Genomic DNA, 20,073 nt, shown 5'->3' with positions numbered 1-20,073 from the left:
GTCAGGGCGTCGCGGGCCGGCTCGTGGCGCCGGCCCGTCCGCGCAGGTCCGCCGTCTGCGCGAAGGTGGGTGGGCGGCGGTGCTTCGACGCCTGCTCGTAGGCGTAGGCCAGCTTCAGCAGCACGGGCTCGCTCCAGGCCCGGCCCATGAAGGACAGGCCCACGGGCAGGCCGTGGACGAAGCCCGCGGGCACGGTGATGGAGGGGTAGCCCGACACCGCCGCGGGCGTGGAGCTGCTGCCCAGCCAGTGGTCCCCGTTGATGGGGTCGATGAGGCCCGCGGGCGCCTGCGTGGGCGCCACCAGCGCATCCAGCTTGTGCTGCTTCATCACCGCGTCCAACCCCTGGGCGCGCGACAGCCGCCGGCAGGCCTGGAGCGCCTTGAGGTAGGCCTTGTCTGTCAGCGGGCCCTTCGCCTGGGCCATGTGGAGGATTTCCTGCCCGAAGTACGGCAGCTCCGCGTCCGCGTGGGCTTCGTTATAGCGGATGAGCGCCGCGAGCGTGCGCGGCGCCGTCCCCTCCGGCAGCGTGGCGAGGTAGGCCTCCAGCCCCGCCTTGAACTCGTAGAGGAGGACCTCCAGCTCGGGGGCATCGAGCCGCGCCGCCGAGGGAATCGGCGCGGGGTCCACGAGGATGGCGCCCCGGGACTTCATCAGGGCCAGGGCCTCCTCCACCCGTGCGTCGGTGGCCGGGTGGTAGCCGAAGAAGCGCTCGCGGGGGACGCCGATGCGCGCGCCCTTCAAGCCGTCCGGGTCGAGGAACCGGGTGTAGTCCGCGTGCGCCTTGCCCTTGCTCGCCGCCGTCGCCGCGTCCGCCGGGTCCACCCCCGCGAGCACGCTCAGCAGGGCCGCGGCGTCCGCCACCGTGCGCGCCATGGGGCCGGCGGTGTCCTGGCTGTGGGAGATGGGGATGATGCCGGAGCGGCTCACCAGGCCCACCGTCGGCTTGAGCCCCACCAGCGCGCTGGCCGCCGAGGGCGACACGATGGAGCCGTCCGTCTCCGTCCCCACCGACACCGCGCAGAGGTTGGCGGCGGTGGCCGTGCCGGAGCCGGAGCTGGAGCCCGAGGGCGTCCGGTCCAGCGCATAGGGGTTGCGCGTCTGGCCGCCCCTGGCGCTCCAGCCACTGGCCGACCGCGTGGAGCGGAAGTTGGCCCACTCGCTCAGGTTCGTCTTGCCCAGGATGACCGCGCCCGCCGCCCGCAGCCGCTCCACGATGAAGGCGTCCCGCGGCGGCCGCGCGCCCACCAACGCCAGCGAGCCCCCCGTCGTCTGCATCCGGTCCGCGGTGGCGATGTTGTCCTTGATGAGCACGGGGATGCCATGCAGCGGGCCCCGCGCGCCCTTCTCGCGGCGCTCCCGGTCCAGCGCGGCGGCCGTCGCCAGCGCGTCCGGGTTCAGCTCGATGACCGAGCGCAGCGGCAGGTGCTCCCGCGCGTCCAGGTCCGCGATGCGCGCCAGGTAACGCTCCGCGAGGCCCCGTGCGGTGTGCTCGCCCGACTGCATGGCGGCCTGGAGCTCCGCGACGGTGGCCTCGGCCAGCTCGAAGGGCCGGGTGGGCGCGGGCGCCGCTCGGGCGGAGACGTCCAGCGAGGCGAGCGCGGTGGCGGCGGCGGTGCCGCCCAGGAGGGCTCGGCGGCTGAGGCCCCCTTGGGAGCCGGACGGGGCAGCGGGTTTCTTCATGATGGGCCGCACTACAGCACAGCGGCGGTGCGCGAAGGGTCGCAACCCGGGTGGGGCTTCGTCGGGTTGGCGGGCCGATATGGCCTCCCACCAGCTCGCCCGGAGGACTTTCACCTCCAACCCACGCCCATGCTGGGCGCACCAAAGTCGACGGCCGGCCCCCTGGAGTCAGGGAGCCGGCCGTCAGGAGCTTCAAGCTTCGTCGGCGTTCCGCGACGCCCGGACCGTCACGTCATCCGGGCCCCACGGAGGCCTCCCCCCACCCGAAGGCGGGAGGAGGACCCGCGCGTCTCAGTTCTGACGACGGCGGCGCAGCAGGCCGAGCAGCGCCAGGCCGAGCATGCCGGCCGGAGCGCCCGCGCCCGTCGCGGAGCAGCCACCACCGTCGTCGCCACCGCCGTTGCGGGCGGTGAACTGCACGGTGGTGCTGTGATCGAGGCCCGCCTCGTCCGTCACCGTGAGGCGGAACGAGAACGTCGCCGTCTGGTTGTCGGTGTCAGGCAGGTTCACGACCGCGACCGCCTGGTCCGCGCCGTTGATGGTCGCGGAGGGACCGGAGACCTGCGTCCAGACGTACGTCAGCGCATCACCGTTGGCGTCGCTGGAAGCCGAGCCGTCGAGCGTGGCCGACGTCTGGTTGGCGGAGACCACCGCGCGAGCGGAGGCCACCGGAGCGACGTTCTCCTCGGGCTCCTCGGGCGTGGTGGCGACGCGGACGACCGTCGTATCCACGGTGGTCGCCGTACCGTCGGAGACCGTCAGGAGGAAGGCCAGCTCGCCAGCGGCCGGCGCGGTGAACGTCGGCGTCAGCGAGTTGACATCCGACAGGGCCACTTCCGGACCGCTGATCTGCGTCCAGACGACGAGCAGCGCATCGCCTTCGGCGTCGGTCGCCGTGCCGTTGAGGGTCACGGTGGCACCGGCCTCGACGATGGCAGACTCGCCCGCGTCGACTTCCGGAGCGGTGTTACCCGGGTTGGCACCCGGATCCGCCGCCACGACGACCTGCACCGCGTCGCTGGTGGACGACGTGCCATCGCTGACCGTCAGGATGAAGCCGAGCGTGGTGCCTTCGATCGTGCTCGGCGCCGTGAACGACGGCGTCAGGGTGTCAGCGCCCGTCAGGGTCACCGACGCACCACCGATCTGCTGCCACTGGTACGTCAGGGCGTTGCCCTCGGCGTCGCTCGCGGAGCCGCTCAGCGTCACGACGTCGCCGGCGTTCGCCGTGGCATCGAGACCCGCGTTCACGGTCGGAGGCGTGTTCACCGGGTCAGGGATGCCCGGGACGACCATCACCGCCACCGCCTTGGAGGCAGAGGCCGCGCCGTCCGTCGCCGTCACGGTGAACTCGTAGGAGCCCGCCGCAGGCACGCCGAACGTGATGGAGGACGTGTCGGCGCCGTTGATGGCAACCGTCGAGCCGCCCGACTGCTCCCAGGTGTAGCTGACCGCATCACCATCCGGATCGATGGCCGAGGCCGACACCGTGACAGTGCCCGAGGCGAAGGCCACGGACGTGTCGGAGACGATCGGCGCGCGGTTCACGTTGGTGACCGTCACGGTGACCGTGTCGTTCACGCTGGCGATGCCGTCGGAGACCGTCAGACGGAAGACCAGCGGCGCATCCAGGGTGACCTCGGGCGCGATGAACGTCGCCGTCGGCGTCGTGTAGTCACGCACCGCGACCGGCGTACCGGAGACCTGGGTCCACAGGTACGTGAGGGCGTCGCCGTCCGCGTCGCTGGCGGAGCCGCTCAGCGTGTACTCAGCGCGCTCAGCGACCGTGCCGTCGATGCCGGCGTTCACGGTGGGCGGCGAGTTGGTCGGCGCGCCCGGGTTCACCGTCACGGTGACGGAGTCGGTGGCCGTGGCCTCGCCGTCGGAGACGGTCAGCTCGAACACCAGGGTGGTGGCCTCGGTCACCGTCGGCGCCACGAACGTCGGCGTCAGGGTGTCGGCACCCGTGAGGGTGACCGCGGGGCCGGACGTCTGCGCCCAGGAGTACGTCAGGGTGTCGCCCTCGGGATCGGTGGCCGAGCCGGAGAGGCTCACGTTGCTGGCGGACGTGGTGGACACGTCGGCGCCGGCGTCCGCGGTGGGGGCCTGGTTCGGCGCGGAGCACACGCCATCCTCAGCCGCGATGGAGGTGAACGGGAGGTTCGTAATGCCGTTGAACTCCAGGTCATCCAGCAGCCAGCCCGTGTAGCCGAAGCTCATGTCCGTACCGACGCGGAAGCGGACCTGCACCGTCTTGCCGGCGTAGGTCGTGCCCAGGTCGATGGTCGCGGGCAGCATGCCCGGGAACTCCGGGTTGTAGCTGGACAGCGCGGGCTTGCCAGCCAGCGGGTTGTCGTTGCCCGGGTAGTCCTCGAGCACCGCGTTGTGGATCGGATCACCGATGTCCACCCAGGTCTCGCCGCCGTCCTCGGAGATTTCGACCGTGGCGCCGTCGTAGTCGTCCTCGAAGTCCCAGGCGTGCATGAAGTTGATCACGAAGGGCTCGGTCTCGCTGACGTGCAGCTCAGGCGAGATGAGGCGGACGTCCGCGAAGGAAGCGGTGTTCTCCGCGTAGAACGTGCGGTTGCCGTCCTCGAACGTGACCACGCTGAACACGGCCGGGGTCAGGTTCTCGTCGTACTCGGTGGTCCAGGGCAGCTTCTCCGGGGTGATCTGAACGTCCTCGATGTTCGTGGAGTTCGGACGCTCGTCGAAGTGCGTGGTGAGGATGAGGCTGTCGGTGACGTCGCCCTCGATCGCCTGGTCCTCGTCGCGCGCCGCGACGTCGATGGTCACGTCCTGCAGACCCGTCGCGCCCGTGAGCGTGACCGGGATGGAGACCGTGGCCTGGCCCTGCACCGGGATGACCGGGAAGCTCGCCGCGCCGCCGTTGCCGAACTCGAGACCCGAGAAGGCAGAGGACAGGTTGACGCTGGAGGCGGACGCGGGCAGCGCGCCCGCGTTGCGGACGGTGACCTCGATGCGGCCCGTCTCACCGTTGTCCAGGATGCCGTCGAAGTCGCACGAGCCATCCGCGACGTCGTCGAAGAACTGGACGGACGCGATCTGGATGGCGGAGCCGACCTCGAAGCTCTCCACCACGCCCGCGTGGTTCGTGGAGTAGCGGTCCGGAGCGATGGCACCGACGCCGGCGCCGCGCTTGGCGAAGGCGTGCCAGAAGCGCTCGGCGTCCGCCGGATCGTTGGCGTAGGCCGCCGCGATGACGGCGTCACGCGCCTCGATGTAGGTGGGGGCCGCCGGCGTGAGCTTGTACCCGTTGACCAGGTAGCTCTTCATGCGCTCCTGCGCCTCCTGGAAGGGATGCGCGCGGAGCAGCGACGTGTAGCACTCCCACAGCATCGTCGCCCAGATCTCGCCGGAGTTGTGGACCTGCGAGTTCGGCAGACCGGTGTTGCCGTTGAACGGCACGCCCGTGGGCAGCGCCACGCCGTCCATGATGTGACGGAACGACAGCGCGTTCTTGGTCTGGTCCGAGGAGTAGGTGCCACGGCGGATGCCGTAGAACTCGGAGTTCGCGTCCGCGCGCGTGGCGTAGCCCGCGGCGGCGTAGGCGCCGTTCCAGTTCGCGTTGGACGGGACGTTGATGTCCTCGGCGCGAACCATCATCAGCAGGGCGGTGAAGTCACCCCAGCCCTCGCCCATCGCGCGGCCCTGGTTGTTCACCAGACCGGACGAGTTCGCGATGAGGCGGTTGCTGATGTAGTGACCCCACTCGTGGGCCACGATGGCGTTGTCGATGGTGCCGTCGATCCACATGGTCGGACCGCGCCACAGCGTGACGTTGAGGCCCGGGATGGCGCCGCGCAGCACGTTGCCGTCATCCAGGTTCACGCGGAGCGCGGGGATGGTGATCGGCGACGTGGGCGTGCCGCCCATGTCGATCGTCGGACCGGCCGCGTTGTCGTGGATGATGACGCCGATGGCGCCAGCGCTCTGCGCGTTGAGCACCTTGATGGTGAAGTCGCAGCTGCCACGGTCAATGACCGCGATGTTGCCGGCGACCTCGGTCGCGTTGGTCAGCGCGGTGCAGCCGTCACGGTCCGTCGGGCCCGTGGTGTTGGCCTCGTCGAGCGCCGCCACCACGTTGCCGGTGACGTCGAACGTCTGGGGACCGAAGGTGGAGGAGACGCCACCCTGGTAGTCACCCGCGATCTCCGCCGGAGCGTTCACCGTCAGGCGCGAGTTGCGCGCGCCGGAGAACAGGTACATCTGCATGCGCGGCGACGCACCGTCCGCCGGCGTGAGCATGTTGGCGTTGTCGGTGCCGCTGTAGTCCTGCGCCTGCGCCTGCAGACGGTCACCCGCGACGCCGCCACGCCCGAAGTTGTCCTGCTGGGCGTTGCCGGAGGCCTCGTCGAAGCCGGCGTCGTAGTACCAGTCGTGGAGCCAGTTGTTCAGGAAGAACAGGCTCGTCGTCGCAGCGGCGATCTGCTCGTTGTTCGCGTCCGGCTGGATGGTGAAGTCAATGGCCCGGTCGAAGACGCCCGGAGCCGTGACGGAAGCGCGGAGGTCGCCGGTGTTGTAGTAGTCCGGCTCGGTGAGGTCCGCGTACGCGTCCACGTTGTTACCAATGGTCTCCGTCGCGCCGTCCGGCAGCCAGGGATCGTTCTGGCTGAACGGGAGGCTCTCGAGGGTGATCAGGTTCGCCGGGACGTACGGCGACTGATAGCCGTCCGGCATGCCGGTCGGGTGCGGCGTACCACCGCTGCCGATCGGACCGTCGTGCGGGGTGTACGGCGGCGTCGTGTCGGAGAACACGCGGTAGGTGAACTCCGCGTGCGCCTTCAGGTCGTTGCGCATCAGCAACTGACCGTCGGTGGCGGAGATGACGTACGCGAAGTAGTCCGAGTCCACGCTGTTCGCGCGGCCCGTGTTGATCTCCACGTAGTACGCGGGGACCAGCTTGCCGGGCAGCGGGAAGTAGACCTGCTTCGCGCGGGCGGGGATGACAAACCCCTCCTCGAGCGGACGCGCGTAGCTGGCGAGCGTGAAGTGCGAGTACTTGTCGCCCTTCTGCGCGCTGTTCACGCGGGTGAGCAGGCTGCGGTCAAGCGCGGCGCCCGTGAGGTCCTTGTACGCCGCGGCGATCGCCTCGGTCGCGGGCAGCGTGAAGCGCGCCTTGGCCTTGCTCCGGGGGATCTCCACCGAAGCGTGCTTGGAGAGGCTGCCGGAGATGGCAACCACCTGGTTGTGCTTGTTCAGCAGCACCTTCAGGGACTGGCGGAAGACCTCGATACCCGAGGACTCCTGGGCCAGCGTCACGACCTTCACGCCCTGCGTGTTGGTGCTGACGTTGGTGACCTTCGCGCCCGCGGCCTCGAAGGAGGCCAGACCGTAGAGCGTGGCATGGGCAGAAATCTGCGCCAGCGCCGCCTTGGCGGGCGACATCTTCGCGTACTCGGCGCGGGCCTTCGTCTGCTCCGCGGTCGGGTACGTCCAGATGAACGTCGGGGAATCGGTCAGCGCGTCCCTGTGGGCGACCCGCGCCCCCTTCAGGCTGCTGTTGACCGGCTTGAAGCCCGCGGCGGCACGGCCCGCAGGCTTCGCGTCCTGGAGTGCATCGTAGTTCGGCAACGTCCGGGCGACGGAACTGGTACCGGACAGTACCAGGGCGAGCCCGGACAGCGTGGCAACCAACCTTCTCACGTGGGGATGCTCCATTTTTACGACGGCGGGGGTGGCCGCCTGCCTTACAGCCTGGGTCGAACGTTCCGGCCCCATCGCCGAAACTCCCAGTCACGGATGGAAGGCGACCAAGTGACAGATTGTCACCTGGTCGAGAGATTAGTGCCCGAACTGATGTAAGTTAAAAGGCGACATCCGCTTTTTTTCCAAAGGAGCGCAGAATTCCGTAGTTACGGCAGGTTGCAGCGCGGGCGCCGAAAGAATGACAACCCGTTTGGGCCGCATCGCCGCTTCCGGACTGCTCGTATGAGGGATTCTGGCCACTTCCATGGGCTGACAGGGCACCGCGAGCGCCCCGTCAGCGAAGCCCCAGGACGCCGCTGACCCGGGTAGAACGACACCTGAGTCACAGACGCGCGACAGCCCTGGTGAAGAGGATCCAGTGTGCATGACGCGGCGCACCTCGCCCAGGGGAGGCGCACCCACCGCGACACAGGGCTGCCCGTGGGGGCATCCGCGCTGCTGTGATGGCCCATGCGCACCCGCGTCAGACTGCGCGCCGCGGGTGTGCGACCCGAGCCCGCGCCGCTGACGTGGCCGTGCCCCGGTGATTCTCCCCCGCCACCCCGCACGAATGGCGCGGCTCCTGACAGGAGGCTACGGCTGCGACGCCAGGGGCAACGCCGCTGACGCGGCCGAAGGGAGCATCCACCGCGACTGGAGGAAGGCGCGCACCGACACGGGGCGCAGGCGCGGGTATTCGGCGTTGGCGGGCTCGCGCAACCGCCCCTTCCCCGCGAGCTGCGCGAGCAGGGCCAGTGACGCGGACGGCTGTTGAACAGTCACACCCTCCGGACGCACTCGCGCGAGTTGCCGGCGCAGGTCCTCCACGCCGCCCTTGCACACGCGGCGCAGGACATGACCGGTCAACTCTTCGTAGAGCGCCGCCACCCCGTTCACCGTCGCGACGTCTCCCACGAACTCCAGGCGGCGTCCCGTGGCGCGTGGATCCACCACCACCTCCGCCACCCATCGCGCGGCGTCCGCCATGGAGGTGACGTCGAAAGGCTCATCGCCGGTGCCCCAGTACGAGACGACACCCCGCTCGAAGTCGAACACCTGCGCTCGAGGCGACAGCGCCGTCTCCATGAACGCGCCGCACAGCACGAAGCTGTGCGGCACGCCGCTGCGCACCACCGCGTCCGCGACCTGACGGTGCGCGTCCATGAAGGCCCCGCCCGACTCGGGGTCCGCGTAGTCCAGCGAGTAGTCGGACGGGATGAAGCGGATGACGCCATGACGCCGGGCGGAGTCCAGCAAGCGGAGCTGGCCCTCCACGCGCACCTCCGGCGCGCCGTCCACCGCGGAGACGACCGCGTCCACGCCCTCCAGCGCCGAGTCGAGCGAGCGCATGTCATCCAGCGACCCGCGCACCCACGTCACGCCATGCTCCGCCAGGCCCGCCAGCGCGTCGCCGTGCGTGCCCGGACGCACCAACACGTGCAGGTGGATGCCCGGACGCGCCAGCAGCGCCGACGCCAGCCTGCCGCCGAAGCGCCCCGTTCCTCCCACCAGCAGGACATGCGTGATGTCGGTGTCCATGGACTCCTCCTCGTCGTTGTCGGCGGCAAGAGCCGCGCGCATCACCGTGGGGCAATCCCCTAGGAGGAAGATGGACCGTGGTGCCGGGTCCGCCTTCGCTGGCGAACACCCGGCGCTCGCCTGGACGCTGTCCGGCCGGGGTGGAATGCGCCCGCGGCGTCGAGACGCCCAAAAGAAATCGGCCCGGCCATTCCAGAAGAATGACCGGGCCGACCTGAGTTGCGGGGGCAGGATTTGAACCTGCGACCTTCGGGTTATGAGCCCGACGAGCTACCAGGCTGCTCCACCCCGCGTCATGTTTTCGGTTCAACGCCTCGAAGCCTGATCATCATTCCAATCAGGTTTCGAGGTGCTACGAGTTGCGGGGGCAGGATTTGAACCTGCGACCTTCGGGTTATGAGCCCGACGAGCTACCAGGCTGCTCCACCCCGCGGCAGAGAGAGGCGAGGCGGTAAGTACCGCCCCTCGCCTGTACCGTCAACACCTTTCTCCAGCGCTGATCACATCAGCGAAATCAGCGCTGGAGCCAGGGAACTACTTGCGCGCCTTGTTGAGCAGATCCGCGAAGGTGCCGAAGCCCTTCTTGCCCGCGCCCTGCGGCTGCTGCGTCTTCTGCCAGGCCTCGACCTCGGCCCGCTCCTCCGCGCGGATGGCGGCGGTGACGGACAGGCGGATCTTCCCGGACGCGTCGATGTCCAGGATGGCCACCTTCACCTCCTGGCCCAGCGAGTAGTGCTTGCGCAGGTCGGTGCCACGCTCGGTGCCCGTCTCGCTCGCGGGCAGCAGGCCCTTGCCGCCCGGGAACGCGAGGAACACGCCGTAGGGCTCGATGCGGTCCACCTTGCCCATGACGACCTGCCCCACCTTGGGACGCGGCGCGGCCGACTGAGCGGGAGCCGCCTCGGCGGCGGCCGCCGGGCGCTCCTCGGGAGGCCGCTGCGCCTCTTCCTCGGAGATGCGGCGCAGGCCGATGCGCTTCTCCTGCGTGTCGATCTTCTCCACCGACACCCAGATGAGCTCCCCTTCCTTCACCACGTCGCGCGGGTGCGCGACGCGGCGGTCGCTGAGCGCGGAGATGTGGACCAGGCCGTCCACGCCCGGGCGCAGCTCCACGAAGGCGCCGAACTGCTGCAGGCGGACGACCTTGCCCTGAAGGCGGTCGCCTTCCTTGATTTCGGACAGCGCCTTCTGGAACGGATCCTCCTGGCGCGAGCGCATGGACAGCGTGATGCGCTCCTTCTGCTTGGCCTTGTCCGGCGAGTTGGGCTGGCCGGCCTCCATGCGGAGGATCTCGACCTCGACCTCGTCACCGACCTTCACCACGTCGCTCGGGTGACCGACGCGGGTGTACGAAAGCTCGGAGACGGGGATCATCCCCTCCACGCCGCCCAGGTCCACGAACACGCCGAAGTCGCGCACGCCGGAGACCTTGCCCTTGACGATCTTGCCCTGGGCCAGGTTCTTCCGCGTCTCCGCGGCGAGCTGCCGCTGCTCGTCCTCCAGCAGCGCGCGGCGCGACAGCACCACGTTGCGCTCGCGGACCTCGCTCACGCGGAACTGGAGCTTCTCGCCGATGAACTGGTCCGGCTTCTCCACGTAGCGCAGGTCCAATTGGCTGATGGGGCAGAAGGCGCGGATGTCACCGATGGCGACCTCCACACCGCCCTTGTTCACGCTCAGCACCAGGCCCTCGACGGGCATGCCGGAGGCGCGGGCCTCGGCCAGCAGGGCCAGGTTGGCGCTGCCCTTGGCCAGCGCGCGGCTGAGCTGGATGCCCTTGGCGCCCACCTCCACCACGTGCGCGTCGATGACGTCACCCACGCCGAAGCGGAGGATGCCCTCGTCGTCCTTCAGCTCGCGAAGCTCGATCATCGCCTCGCTCTTGGCCGCGCCCTCCACGGACACGAACGCGGTGTCCGCGCCGAGCTGGAAGATGGTGCCGCGGACCTTCTCGCCCACGCGCAGGCCCTTGCGGCTGGGGGTGCCACCGTCCTTGGCCTGCGCCTCGAACATCTCGGCGAAGGACTGGGACTCGGGGACCTCCTCATACAGCGCGCTGGTCGGCGCTGGCGTCGGCGTCACCGGGCGCGGCGCGGGGGCCGGCGTCGCGGCGGAGGACTCGGCGGCGGCGGTGGTCTCCTCGGCCGTCGCGGTCGCCTCGGCGGGAGCATCCCCCACCGGGCCGCGCGTCTCGATGGTCCCCGACGCCCGCTTCACGACGACCATGGGGCCCGACGGACGGCGCTCACCACCGCCCCGGCGCTCGCCCCCTCCACGGGGTCCGCGGTCATCACGCGGCGCACCACCCGGGGGGCGCGGCTGGGCCTCGCGCTCGCCACGGCCGCTGCCGCCGCGCTCGCCTCCCCGGCCACCGCCACGTTCACCCCGACCGCCGCCCTCGCCGCGGGCTCCCCCGGAGGGGATGCCGAGCATCACGTCACCGAAGGTGGCCTTCGGCTTCTTGGGACCCATCCCGCCAGAATTGGAACCGTTCTTCTCGTCGCTCACTGCCGAGACCTTCCTGAAGCGAATTCGACCCTGGCTTCCCGAGAAGCCGGGCCCCGGTGAAAAAGGCGGCGCACTCTACACGCGCGCCATGTGGGGAGGAAGCCAGATGACGCACACCCCGTTCAAGCCAACGCTCCGTCCATAACGGAGGCAGCGCGTCAGGCCATCCCCGGACCGTTGGTTGAAACACCCATCAGCTGGGGCCGCATGGCAAGGAGCCGAGCAATCCCGGGCACTTAGCGCACCAGACGCAGCTTCCGTCCCACCTTGCGAAACACCGCTGAGGCCTCGGGGATGCCCAGCGCGGCCGTCACCGCGAAATAGCTGGCACCGAACGGCAGCGCCACCGCCGCGAAGCCCAGGACGGGGTGCAGGCGCGGCGGCACCAGCAGGCTCCCCCCCCACTCCGCCGCCACGCCGGGCATCGGGCCGAGCAACGACGTGAGGCCCCACTTGATGCCCAGCGCCGCCAGTCCGGCCACCACCGCCGCGCCCCACAGCCGAGGCAGCAACCCCCGCGGCACACCGACGGGCCCCAACCGCCGCACCAGCTTGCGGCGCAGCAGCCCCGACTCCAGCCAGGCCACCAGTCCACTGGCCACCGTGAGGCCCACCGCGCCCAGGTGCTGCGGCAGCCCGAGCCAGTCCGGCAACCGCAGGCCGAGCACCCAGGCGCCCAGGGTGCCCACCAGCACGCGCACCACCGCGAAGCGCAGCGGCGTCTTCGGGTCCTTCAGCGCGTAGAAGGCGGAGGCGTAGAGGCGGCCGACCGTGGAGGCCACCAGCCCCAGCGCCGCGCCCATCAGCAGGTACCAGAGGTAGCGCGAGTCCGCCGCGTCGAAGCGGCCTGTCTGCAGCAGCGCCGCCGCCACCATGTCCCCCAGGAACAGGAAGGCCGCCGCCGAAGGGACGACCCAGAAGCAGATGCGGCGGGCCCCCCCGTCGATGCGCTGACGCAGCTTCGCGGCCACGTCCGCCTCCTCCCCCGTGGCGCGCGACATCTCCGGCAGCTCCGCGGCGGACACCGCCATGCCGAAGAGGCTCACCGGGATGAGGTAGAGGGTCTGCGCGTAGAGCAAGGAGGACAACGCGCGGTTGGAGATGAGCGACGCGAAGGCGGTGTCCACCCACGCGCTGAACTGGACGACGCCGCGGCCCAGCACCACCGGCCCGAAGTTCCTCAGCACCTGCCGCACGGGCTCCGCCGCCAGCGACAACGACGGGCGGAAGCGGCCGAGCAGCTTCAGGACGGAAGGCACCTGCACCGCGAACTGGAGGAAGCTGCCCAGCACCACGGCATGGGCCAGCACCGCCACCAGCGCCTCTTCGGCGTAGCGCCCGCCCGCGGCCACCAGCGCGACGATGATGACCAGGTTCCAGACGACGGGCGCCAGGTAGGAGAGCAGGAAGCGCCGGTGGCTGTTGAGGATGCCCAGGCACCAGGCGCTCAACACCAGCATGCCCGTGCCCGGGAAGAGGATGCGCACCAGGTGGATGGCCAGCACCCGCTCCTGCCCCTGGAAGCCGGGGGCGATGGCGTCCACCAGGAACGGGGTGAACACCATGCCGAGCGCCACCACCACCGCCGTGGCCAGCGACAGGATGCCGAAGACCGCGCCCGCGACCCGGTCCGCCGTCTCCGTGTCCTTGCGCCCCAAAAGCTGCGCGTACACCGGAATGAACGAGCCGGAGAGGACGCCCTCTCCAAACAGGTTCTGGAGGAAGTTGGGGATGCGCAGCGCCGCCTTGAAGACGGCCGCGGCCTCCGCGTTGCCCAGGTAGTGGGCGAAGACGCGCTCGCGCACCAGGCCCATGAGGCGGGAGGCGAGGATGCCGGCGGCCACCAGCGCCGCGCCGCCACCTGAGCGCTCGGGACGGGGGGGCGTGACCGGCGCGACCGGCGGGGGCGGAGACTCAGGCGAGGACGTGGTCACGAGAGCGGCGGACTCTACGCGGGCCGTTGGATGGCATGAAGCCCGAAACCCCGGCCCGCTGTTTCGCTTGACGCCGAACCCTCCAGATTGCGAGGTTCCGGTCCAATGGCCGGCCCTCCCGACAGCGACATGGACGACGTGGCGCGCATCCGCCTCGTACTGGCACGCGAGTTGGAGACCATCAACGAATACGAGGCCTACGCCCGCGCCTCCTCCCACCCGGAGGTCCGCGCGTTCTTCCAGCACCTGGCCGCCGAGGAGAAGGAGCACGTCTCCGAGGCCGTCCACATGCTGCGCATGTTGGACAGTGGTCAGAACGACCACTTCAACAAGCCCTTCGTCCCGGGCCACTTCCAGGCCGCCGAGGCCCCCGCGCCCGCCACGGTCCACGTGCCCGCGCCGGACGCCCCCGGCTTCTCCATCAACGGCCGCAACGGACGCCTGCCGTCCGAGCCGCCGACCTCACTGCCGCCACAGCGGCTGGTGTACGGCCTGCCCGCGCCGCCGCCCGCCGTGGAGTCGCACCCGCTCACCGTGGGTTCGCTGCGCCGCGGTGGTGGCGGTTCCAGTAGCGGTCGTTGAAGCCCTCTTCCCTTCCCACGTTGACGCCCCTGGAGCCCCATTTCATGCCTGACTTCCTTGGACATGCCGAGAACCCGCTCCGCGAGGAGGAGTGGGCGCGTCTGAACGAGACTGTCATCCAGGTGGCCCGGCGCTCGCTGGTGGGCCGGCGCATCCTGGACATCTACGGGCCGCTGGGCGCCGGGGTGCAGACGGTCCCCTACGACGAGTTCCAGGGCGTGTCGCCCGGCGCGGTGGACATCGTCGGCGAGCAGGAGACCGCGATGGTCTTCACCGACGCTCGCAAGTTCAAGACCATCCCCATCATCTACAAGGACTTCCTGCTGCACTGGCGCGACATCGAGGCCGCGCGCACGCACAACATGCCGCTGGACGTGTCCGCCGCGGCGGGCGCGGCCGCGCTGTGCGCGCAGCAGGAAGACGAGCTCATCTTCTACGGTGACGCGCGCCTGGGCTACGAGGGCCTGATGACGGCCAACGGCCGCCTCACGGTGGCGCTGGGTGACTGGTCGGCGGCGGGTGGCGGGTTCCAGGCCATCGTCGAGGCCACGCGCAAGCTCAACGAGCAGGGCCACTTCGGCCCCTACGCCGTCGTCTTGTCGCCGCGCCTGTACTCGCAGCTCCACCGCATCTACGAGAAGACGGGCGTGCTGGAGATCGAGACCATCAAGCAGCTCGCGTCGGACGGCGTCTACCAGTCCAACCGCCTGCGCGGGGACTCCGGCGTGGTGGTGTCCACCGGCCGGGAGAACATGGACCTCGCCGTGTCCATGGACATGGTGGCCGCGTACCTGGGCGCCTCGCGGATGAACCACCCGTTCCGCGTGCTGGAGGCGCTGCTGCTGCGCATCAAGCACCCGGACGCCATCTGCACCCTGGAGGGCGCTGGGGCCACGGACCGCCGGTAGTCCGCGGCCGCGACTTCCACCATGGCCAAGGTCCTGGTCATCGACGACGAGGCGAACCTCCGCAAGGTGCTCGCCGCGATGCTGCGCCGGGACGGCTTCGACGTCACCGTGGCGGAGAACGGCGAGCAGGGGCTCGCCGAGTTCCACAAGAACGGCGCGGACATCGTGGTGACGGACCTGGTGATGCCCAAGGTGGGCGGCATGGAGGTGCTCGGCACCATCCGCGCCGCCAACCCGGACGTCCCCGTCATCATCATCACCGCGCACGGCACGGTGGACTCCGCCGTGGACGCCATCAAGGCCGGCGCGTTCGACTACATCACCAAGCCCTTCGACCAGGCGGAGCTGTCCTCCGTGGTCGCCAAGGCGGCGAAGACGAACGAGAGCGCCCGCCGCTCCGTCCGCCCGGACGTGAAGGCGCGCGCGGCCATCATCGGTGACTCGGCGACCATCCAGGAGGTCTACAAGATCATCGACAAGGTGGCGGACACGCCGTCCACGGTGCTCATCACCGGGGAGAGCGGCACCGGCAAGGAGCTCATCGCCACCGCGCTGCACGGGGCCTCCAGCCGCCGCGACAAGCCGTTCATCAAGATCAACTGCGCCGCCATCCCCGACACGCTGCTGGAGAGCGAGCTCTTCGGCTACGAGCGCGGCGCCTTCACCGGCGCCGTCACGTCCAAGCCCGGCCGCTTCGAGCTGGCCGACGAGGGCACCCTCTTCCTGGACGAGATTGGCGAGATTCCGGTGGAGATGCAGGTGAAGCTGCTGCGCGCGCTCCAGGAAGGCGAGTTCGAGCGCGTGGGCGGCATCAAGACGACGCGCGTGGACGTGCGCCTCGTGGCCGCCACCAACCGCGACCTCCAGGCGGAGATTGAAGCGGGCCGCTTCCGCAAGGACCTCTACTACCGGCTGGCGGTGGTCCCCATCTCCCTGCCCGCCCTGCGCGAGCGCCGCAGCGACATCCCGATGCTCGCCCGGCACTTCGTGGAGAAGTACAACCGGCGCCTCAACAAGAAGATTGAGGGCATCGCCGAGGACGCCATGGCCCTGCTCCAGGGCTACGCGTGGCCGGGCAACATCCGCGAGCTGGAGAACCTCATCGAGCGCGTCCTCCTCTTCGCGGACGGCCCGCTCATCACCGCCCGGGACTTGCCGGAGCCCGTCCGCCAGGGAGCGGGCGTCCAGGCGGGCGCCAACCTGGCCAGCGCGGTGGCCTCGCTCGACGTCCCCACGGGTGAAGTCGGCCTGAAGGACATCGTCCGGATGAAGGCCGCCGAGCTCGAGCGGGACCTCATCGTCAAGAAGCTCGAGGAGACGGGTGGCAACGTCACCCGGGCCGCTCGCCTGCTTCAAATCAGCCGCAAGTCACTCCAGACGAAGATGAAGGAGTTTGGCTTGCGCGACACCACCCCAGACGGGCAGGAAGACGGCCCGGACGAATAGACGGCGGCGAGGCGGAATTCCGCTTCGCGCGCGTCGGTTCCGGGCCCGCCCACCCATTCCAACTCAGGGAGCTTGTATGCGGCCGAACCTTCCCACCCTCGGTGCCCCTCCGAAGCGCAGCCCCTTCGGACCGGTGGTCGCCGTGTCACTCATCCTCGGCGGGGCCGCCGGTGGCGTGTGGTGGTGGAAGCAGCGGATGGCGCAGGCCACGGAAGAGGCCGCGGCGCAGACGCTCAATGCCGCTCCGGACGCGGGCGCGGTCGCCGCGGCGCCCACGCCGGCCCCCGTCGTCACCGACCCCGTCAAGGCCGCGGGCCTGGAGCGCGTCTCGGTGAGCATCACCGGCCCGCTGGAGACGGCGCTGGTCGGCGCCGCGGGCGCGGACGTGGGCCCGGCCCTGGCGCAGGTGGTGACGCGCACGCTGGTGTGGTGGGTGGCCGTGCCGAGCGAAATCCTCCGCAACGACACGCTGGAGGTGCTCTTCGAGCGCCGCGTCAACGAGGAGCCCCTGGTGCACGCGGTGCGCTTCACCAGCGGCAAGCTGGGCAAGACGCTCAGCGCGTACCGCTACCAGCCCGACGGCGAGCCCAACGCCCGCTACTACCTGTCCAGCGGCGACGAGCTGGAGCTGCGCCTGGAGCGCTCCCCCATCGACGACTACGAGCAGGTGACCTCCCTGCTCCGGGATGGCCGCCGGCACAAGGGCGTGGACTTCCGCACCCCGGTGGGGACGCCCATCAAGGCCCCCTTCAACGGCGTGGTGAAGCGCAAGAACTGGAACTTCGGCAGCAACGGCAACTGCATCGAGCTGGTGGAGTCCGGCGGCAAGGGCCGGCGCGCGCTGTTCCTCCACCTGGATGAGGTGGACAAGAGCGTCAAGCCGGGCTCCCGCTTCTCCGTGGGTCAGGTCATCGCCCGGAGCGGCAACACGGGCCGCAGCTTCGCCCCTCACCTGCACTACCAGCTCATGACCCAGAATGACCGGGTGCTGGACCCCTACGAGCAGCACAAGACGTACCGCCGCTCCCTGGCCTCCCAGCACCGGCCCGGTTTCGAGGCGGAGATGCGCCGCATGGACGGGCTGCTGAGCGCGGCCGTGGTCGCCGGCAAGTAAAAGCCACCCGTTTCTTGACACTCCTTCGACGGAGCGGCTAGCTGGAAGCCCCCCGGGCTTGCCGGAAGGCCCGGAAGTTTCGCCGTCGTCGGAGGTCGGATGCACAGGCTTCGCGTCGTACTTGCAGCGCTGACACTGGGCGCGCCGTTCGCCGCCAGCGCGGCGGACATCACCCGGATTGCGTCGTCGCTCGAGGAGGACGACCCGTTCGACCTCTTCATCGACGTCGGCTTCGAGCGCACCCAGAACCGCGCGAAGATCGTCCGCGAGCAGCTCGCCCCCACCGGACAACCCGGTGGCCGCGTGGACGCGTCGGAGCTCTGGTACAAGGGCGTGGACGCCCGGCTCAACCTGGAGCTGTCCGTCGGCCTCTACAGGGACCTGGAGTTCTCCTTCGCCCTGCCCATCGTCTTCTCGCAGAACGAGCGCTGGGACTTCACGTCCAACTCGTCGCCTGAGTCGTCCACCATCACCAACAACTGCGTGAACGCGGACGGCTCCGTCATCTCCGGCTGCCTGGATGGCACGGCGCCGCCCTCCGCCCTGTTCGACGTGCCGCAGGAGAGCTTCCGCGGCGGCCTGGGCAACATGCGCTTTGGCCTGGCGTACGCCTTCTTCAACCAGGAGAAGGACGAGACGAAGCCCACGTGGATTGTCGGCCTGGAGTACGAGGCCCCCACGGCGAAGCTGCGCGACCCGTCCGCGGACACCACGAACTCGGACAGCCGCGGCAACATCGGTGACCGCGTCCACAAGTACCAGCTCTACACGGCCTTCTCGCGCCGCATGGGCGCGGCGGAGCCCTACTTCAAGGCCCACTACACCATCCCCGTGCGCGGCCCTGGCGCCTATTCCAACTGCACCCACCCGAGCAACCTGGGCCAGCCGGGCAACTGCAACACGGGGCCGTGGGACCGCAAGGAGACGGGCATCAACGCCCCCCACCAGGCGGGCATGCTCTTCGGCGTGGAGTTGGTGCCCTTCAACCGGCCGGCGAAGTCCCAGCGCTTCGCCCTGGACGTGCGGGGCATCGGCAACTACGTGGGCAGTGGCCGCTACTACAACGAGCTGAGCGCCGCCCTGCGCAAGCTGCTCACCTCCGACGACTACTTCCAGGTGGGCGGCATGCTGGGCATCACCGCCAACGCGTCGAAGGCCTTCCAGATTCGCGCGTCCGGGACCTTCCTCTACAACACCAACCGCGCCCTCACCGCCGAGGACCTGGGTCAGGATGTCGACGGCAACGGTGAGGTGGACCTGCAGCCTGGCTCGCCCGAGCTGAACCCCAACTTCGACTGGCGCTACGACCTGGTGTCCCGCCGCTTCCTCGCGATGGAGAGCACCACCTTCCGCTTCGACCTGAGCGCCACGTTCAGCTTCTAGCGCCTGACGGGGGCGCCGGCGGCGGCGCCCCCGGGACTCATCGCTTCAACGACAGGCCCAGCCGGTAGACGTCCTGCCCGGCCCAGCCCGCGCGGCGGGCCAGCTCGGTGCTCAGCGCCTTGAGCTTCTCGCCGCGCGACAGGCCCTCCTCCAGGGCCTTTCGCAGCTCCTCCTCGGACCAGCGCGTCTCTCCGGTGCGGCCCTCCACCAGCACCACCACCTCGCCTCGCGCCGCCTCCGCCGCGTAGCGCTCCGCCAGCTCGGACAGGGTGCCGCGGGCGAACTCCTCGTGCAGCTTCGTCAGCTCGCGCGCCACGCAGGCCCGCCGGTTGCCCCAGGCGTCCAGCAAGTCCGGCAGCGTCTCCGACAGACGACGCGGGGACTCATAAAGCACCAGGGTGGCCGAGAGCTGCGCCACCTCCTCCAGCATGGCCCGGCGCTCGGCGCCCTTTCGCGGGAGGAAGCCCAGGAAGTGGAAGCGGCCCGTGGGCAGCCCGGAGGCGCTCAGCGCGGCCACCAGGGCCGTGGGCCCCGGCACCGGCACCACCGTGAAGCCGCGCTCCAGCGCCTCGGCCACCAGCTTCTCTCCCGGGTCACTGATGGCGGGGCTGCCCGCGTCCGTGACGAGCGCGCAGTCCTCGCCCTCCCCCATCCGGTCCAGGATGCGGCCCGCGCGCTGTCCCTCCGCGAAGGCGGGCAGGCTCACCAGGTCCTTCCCTCCAATCCCGAAGTGGTCGAGCAGCACCCGCGAGTGCCGCGTGTCCTCGCACGCGATGAAGCGCACCGAGCGCAGCGTCTCCAGCGCCCGCGACGTGACGTCCCCCAGGTTCCCGATGGGCGTCGCCACCAGGTAGAGCGTTCCAGCCATGGCGTCGTCCTCTCACATCCCGGCGTCGAAGGCGCCAGGGATGTGCTCCACGGTGGCGCGCTCCCCGCGCCCCACCACCGAAATCACATCGAAACGAAGCATCCGCCCGCGCAGGTCATGCGCGAACAGGTAGCGCAGCGCCGCCTTCACCACCCGGCGCTGCTTCGCGAAGGACACGCTGTGCGAAGGGTCTCCCCAGGTGGCCGTGGAGCGCATCCGCACCTCCACGAAGCACACCAGGTCCCCACGCTCGGCGACCACGTCCAGCTCCCCGAAGCGGCAGGTCCAGTTGCGATCCCGCACCCGCCAGCCCTGCGCCTCCAGGAAGCGCACCGCCGCGTCCTCCGCCGCATTCCCGATTTCCCGCCGCTCACCCGGCGCCGCCCCTCGCATCCACCCCT

Annotated in this window: 12 protein-coding genes and 2 tRNA genes; 5 read left to right on the top strand and 9 right to left on the bottom strand. The window is 70.1% G+C overall.

Annotated features, from left to right (window positions below; genetic code table 11):
• Window position 1 precedes the first annotated feature (1 nt).
• From MYMAC_RS17680 to murJ, 7 genes are all read right to left on the bottom strand, one after another.
• On the bottom strand, window positions 2-1,681 hold the full coding sequence (locus tag MYMAC_RS17680; RefSeq protein WP_095961608.1) for an amidase: 1,680 nt from the start codon (window positions 1,679-1,681) through the stop codon (window positions 2-4).
• A 291-nt stretch (window positions 1,682-1,972) separates the two neighbouring features.
• Window positions 1,973-7,363: a myxosortase-dependent M36 family metallopeptidase gene (locus MYMAC_RS17675; RefSeq protein ID WP_095958916.1), complete on the bottom strand. Its 5,391-nt coding sequence runs from the start codon at window positions 7,361-7,363 to the stop codon at window positions 1,973-1,975.
• Between the two features lie 621 nt (window positions 7,364-7,984).
• Complete coding sequence (locus MYMAC_RS17670; protein WP_095961607.1) at window positions 7,985-8,929, bottom strand: aromatic alcohol reductase; 945 nt, start codon at window positions 8,927-8,929, stop codon at window positions 7,985-7,987.
• Window positions 8,930-9,148: 219 nt separating this feature from the next.
• Window positions 9,149-9,222: transfer RNA gene (locus MYMAC_RS17665), tRNA-Met, on the bottom strand.
• Between the two features lie 66 nt (window positions 9,223-9,288).
• Window positions 9,289-9,362: transfer RNA gene (locus MYMAC_RS17660), tRNA-Met, on the bottom strand.
• Window positions 9,363-9,463: 101 nt separating this feature from the next.
• The gene (locus tag MYMAC_RS17655; protein WP_095961606.1) at window positions 9,464-11,401 is read right to left on the bottom strand and encodes a S1 RNA-binding domain-containing protein; all 1,938 of its coding nucleotides are present in this window, start codon (window positions 11,399-11,401) and stop codon (window positions 9,464-9,466) included.
• 272 nt (window positions 11,402-11,673) lie between these two features.
• Entirely contained in the window at window positions 11,674-13,371 is a 1,698-nt protein-coding gene (gene murJ, locus MYMAC_RS17650; protein ID WP_095958915.1) for a murein biosynthesis integral membrane protein MurJ, read from the bottom strand.
• A gap of 105 nt (window positions 13,372-13,476) precedes the next feature.
• Between murJ and encB the strand changes: the two genes are divergently transcribed.
• From encB to MYMAC_RS17625, 5 genes are all read left to right on the top strand, one after another.
• Window positions 13,477-13,953 carry an encapsulin nanocompartment cargo protein EncB gene (gene encB, locus MYMAC_RS17645; protein ID WP_170114743.1) on the top strand — a complete coding sequence of 159 codons (477 nt, stop codon included), beginning with the start codon at window positions 13,477-13,479 and terminating at the stop codon, window positions 13,951-13,953.
• A gap of 44 nt (window positions 13,954-13,997) precedes the next feature.
• Entirely contained in the window at window positions 13,998-14,861 is an 864-nt protein-coding gene (encA, locus tag MYMAC_RS17640) for an encapsulin nanocompartment shell protein EncA (protein ID WP_013940153.1), read from the top strand.
• A 21-nt stretch (window positions 14,862-14,882) separates the two neighbouring features.
• Complete coding sequence (locus tag MYMAC_RS17635; RefSeq protein WP_095958913.1) at window positions 14,883-16,307, top strand: sigma-54-dependent transcriptional regulator; 1,425 nt, start codon at window positions 14,883-14,885, stop codon at window positions 16,305-16,307.
• Window positions 16,255-17,421, top strand: coding sequence for a M23 family metallopeptidase (locus MYMAC_RS17630; protein ID WP_095958912.1), 1,167 nt, complete (start codon window positions 16,255-16,257; stop codon window positions 17,419-17,421). Before MYMAC_RS17635 ends, MYMAC_RS17630 begins: the two co-directional genes overlap by 53 nt.
• A 99-nt stretch (window positions 17,422-17,520) precedes the next feature.
• On the top strand, window positions 17,521-18,804 hold the full coding sequence (locus MYMAC_RS17625) for a hypothetical protein (protein ID WP_095958911.1): 1,284 nt from the start codon (window positions 17,521-17,523) through the stop codon (window positions 18,802-18,804).
• A gap of 37 nt (window positions 18,805-18,841) precedes the next feature.
• On the opposite strand, the gene rsmI is transcribed toward MYMAC_RS17625, so the two are convergent.
• Together rsmI and MYMAC_RS17615 are read right to left on the bottom strand one after the other, a co-directional pair.
• Window positions 18,842-19,672 (bottom strand): 16S rRNA (cytidine(1402)-2'-O)-methyltransferase, encoded by an 831-nt coding sequence (rsmI, locus tag MYMAC_RS17620; protein ID WP_095958910.1) that lies wholly within the window; start codon window positions 19,670-19,672, stop codon window positions 18,842-18,844.
• Window positions 19,673-19,684: 12 nt separating this feature from the next.
• Window positions 19,685-20,065 carry a YraN family protein gene (locus MYMAC_RS17615; RefSeq protein ID WP_095958909.1) on the bottom strand — a complete coding sequence of 127 codons (381 nt, stop codon included), beginning with the start codon at window positions 20,063-20,065 and terminating at the stop codon, window positions 19,685-19,687.
• Window positions 20,066-20,073: the final 8 nt, after the last annotated feature.

This window comes from Corallococcus macrosporus DSM 14697, from assembly GCF_002305895.1.
In the GTDB taxonomy this organism is placed as follows: Bacteria; Myxococcota; Myxococcia; order Myxococcales; family Myxococcaceae; genus Myxococcus; species Myxococcus macrosporus.
Note: the sequence above shows the minus strand (reverse complement) of the source record. Positions and strands in the feature narration are given on the sequence as shown.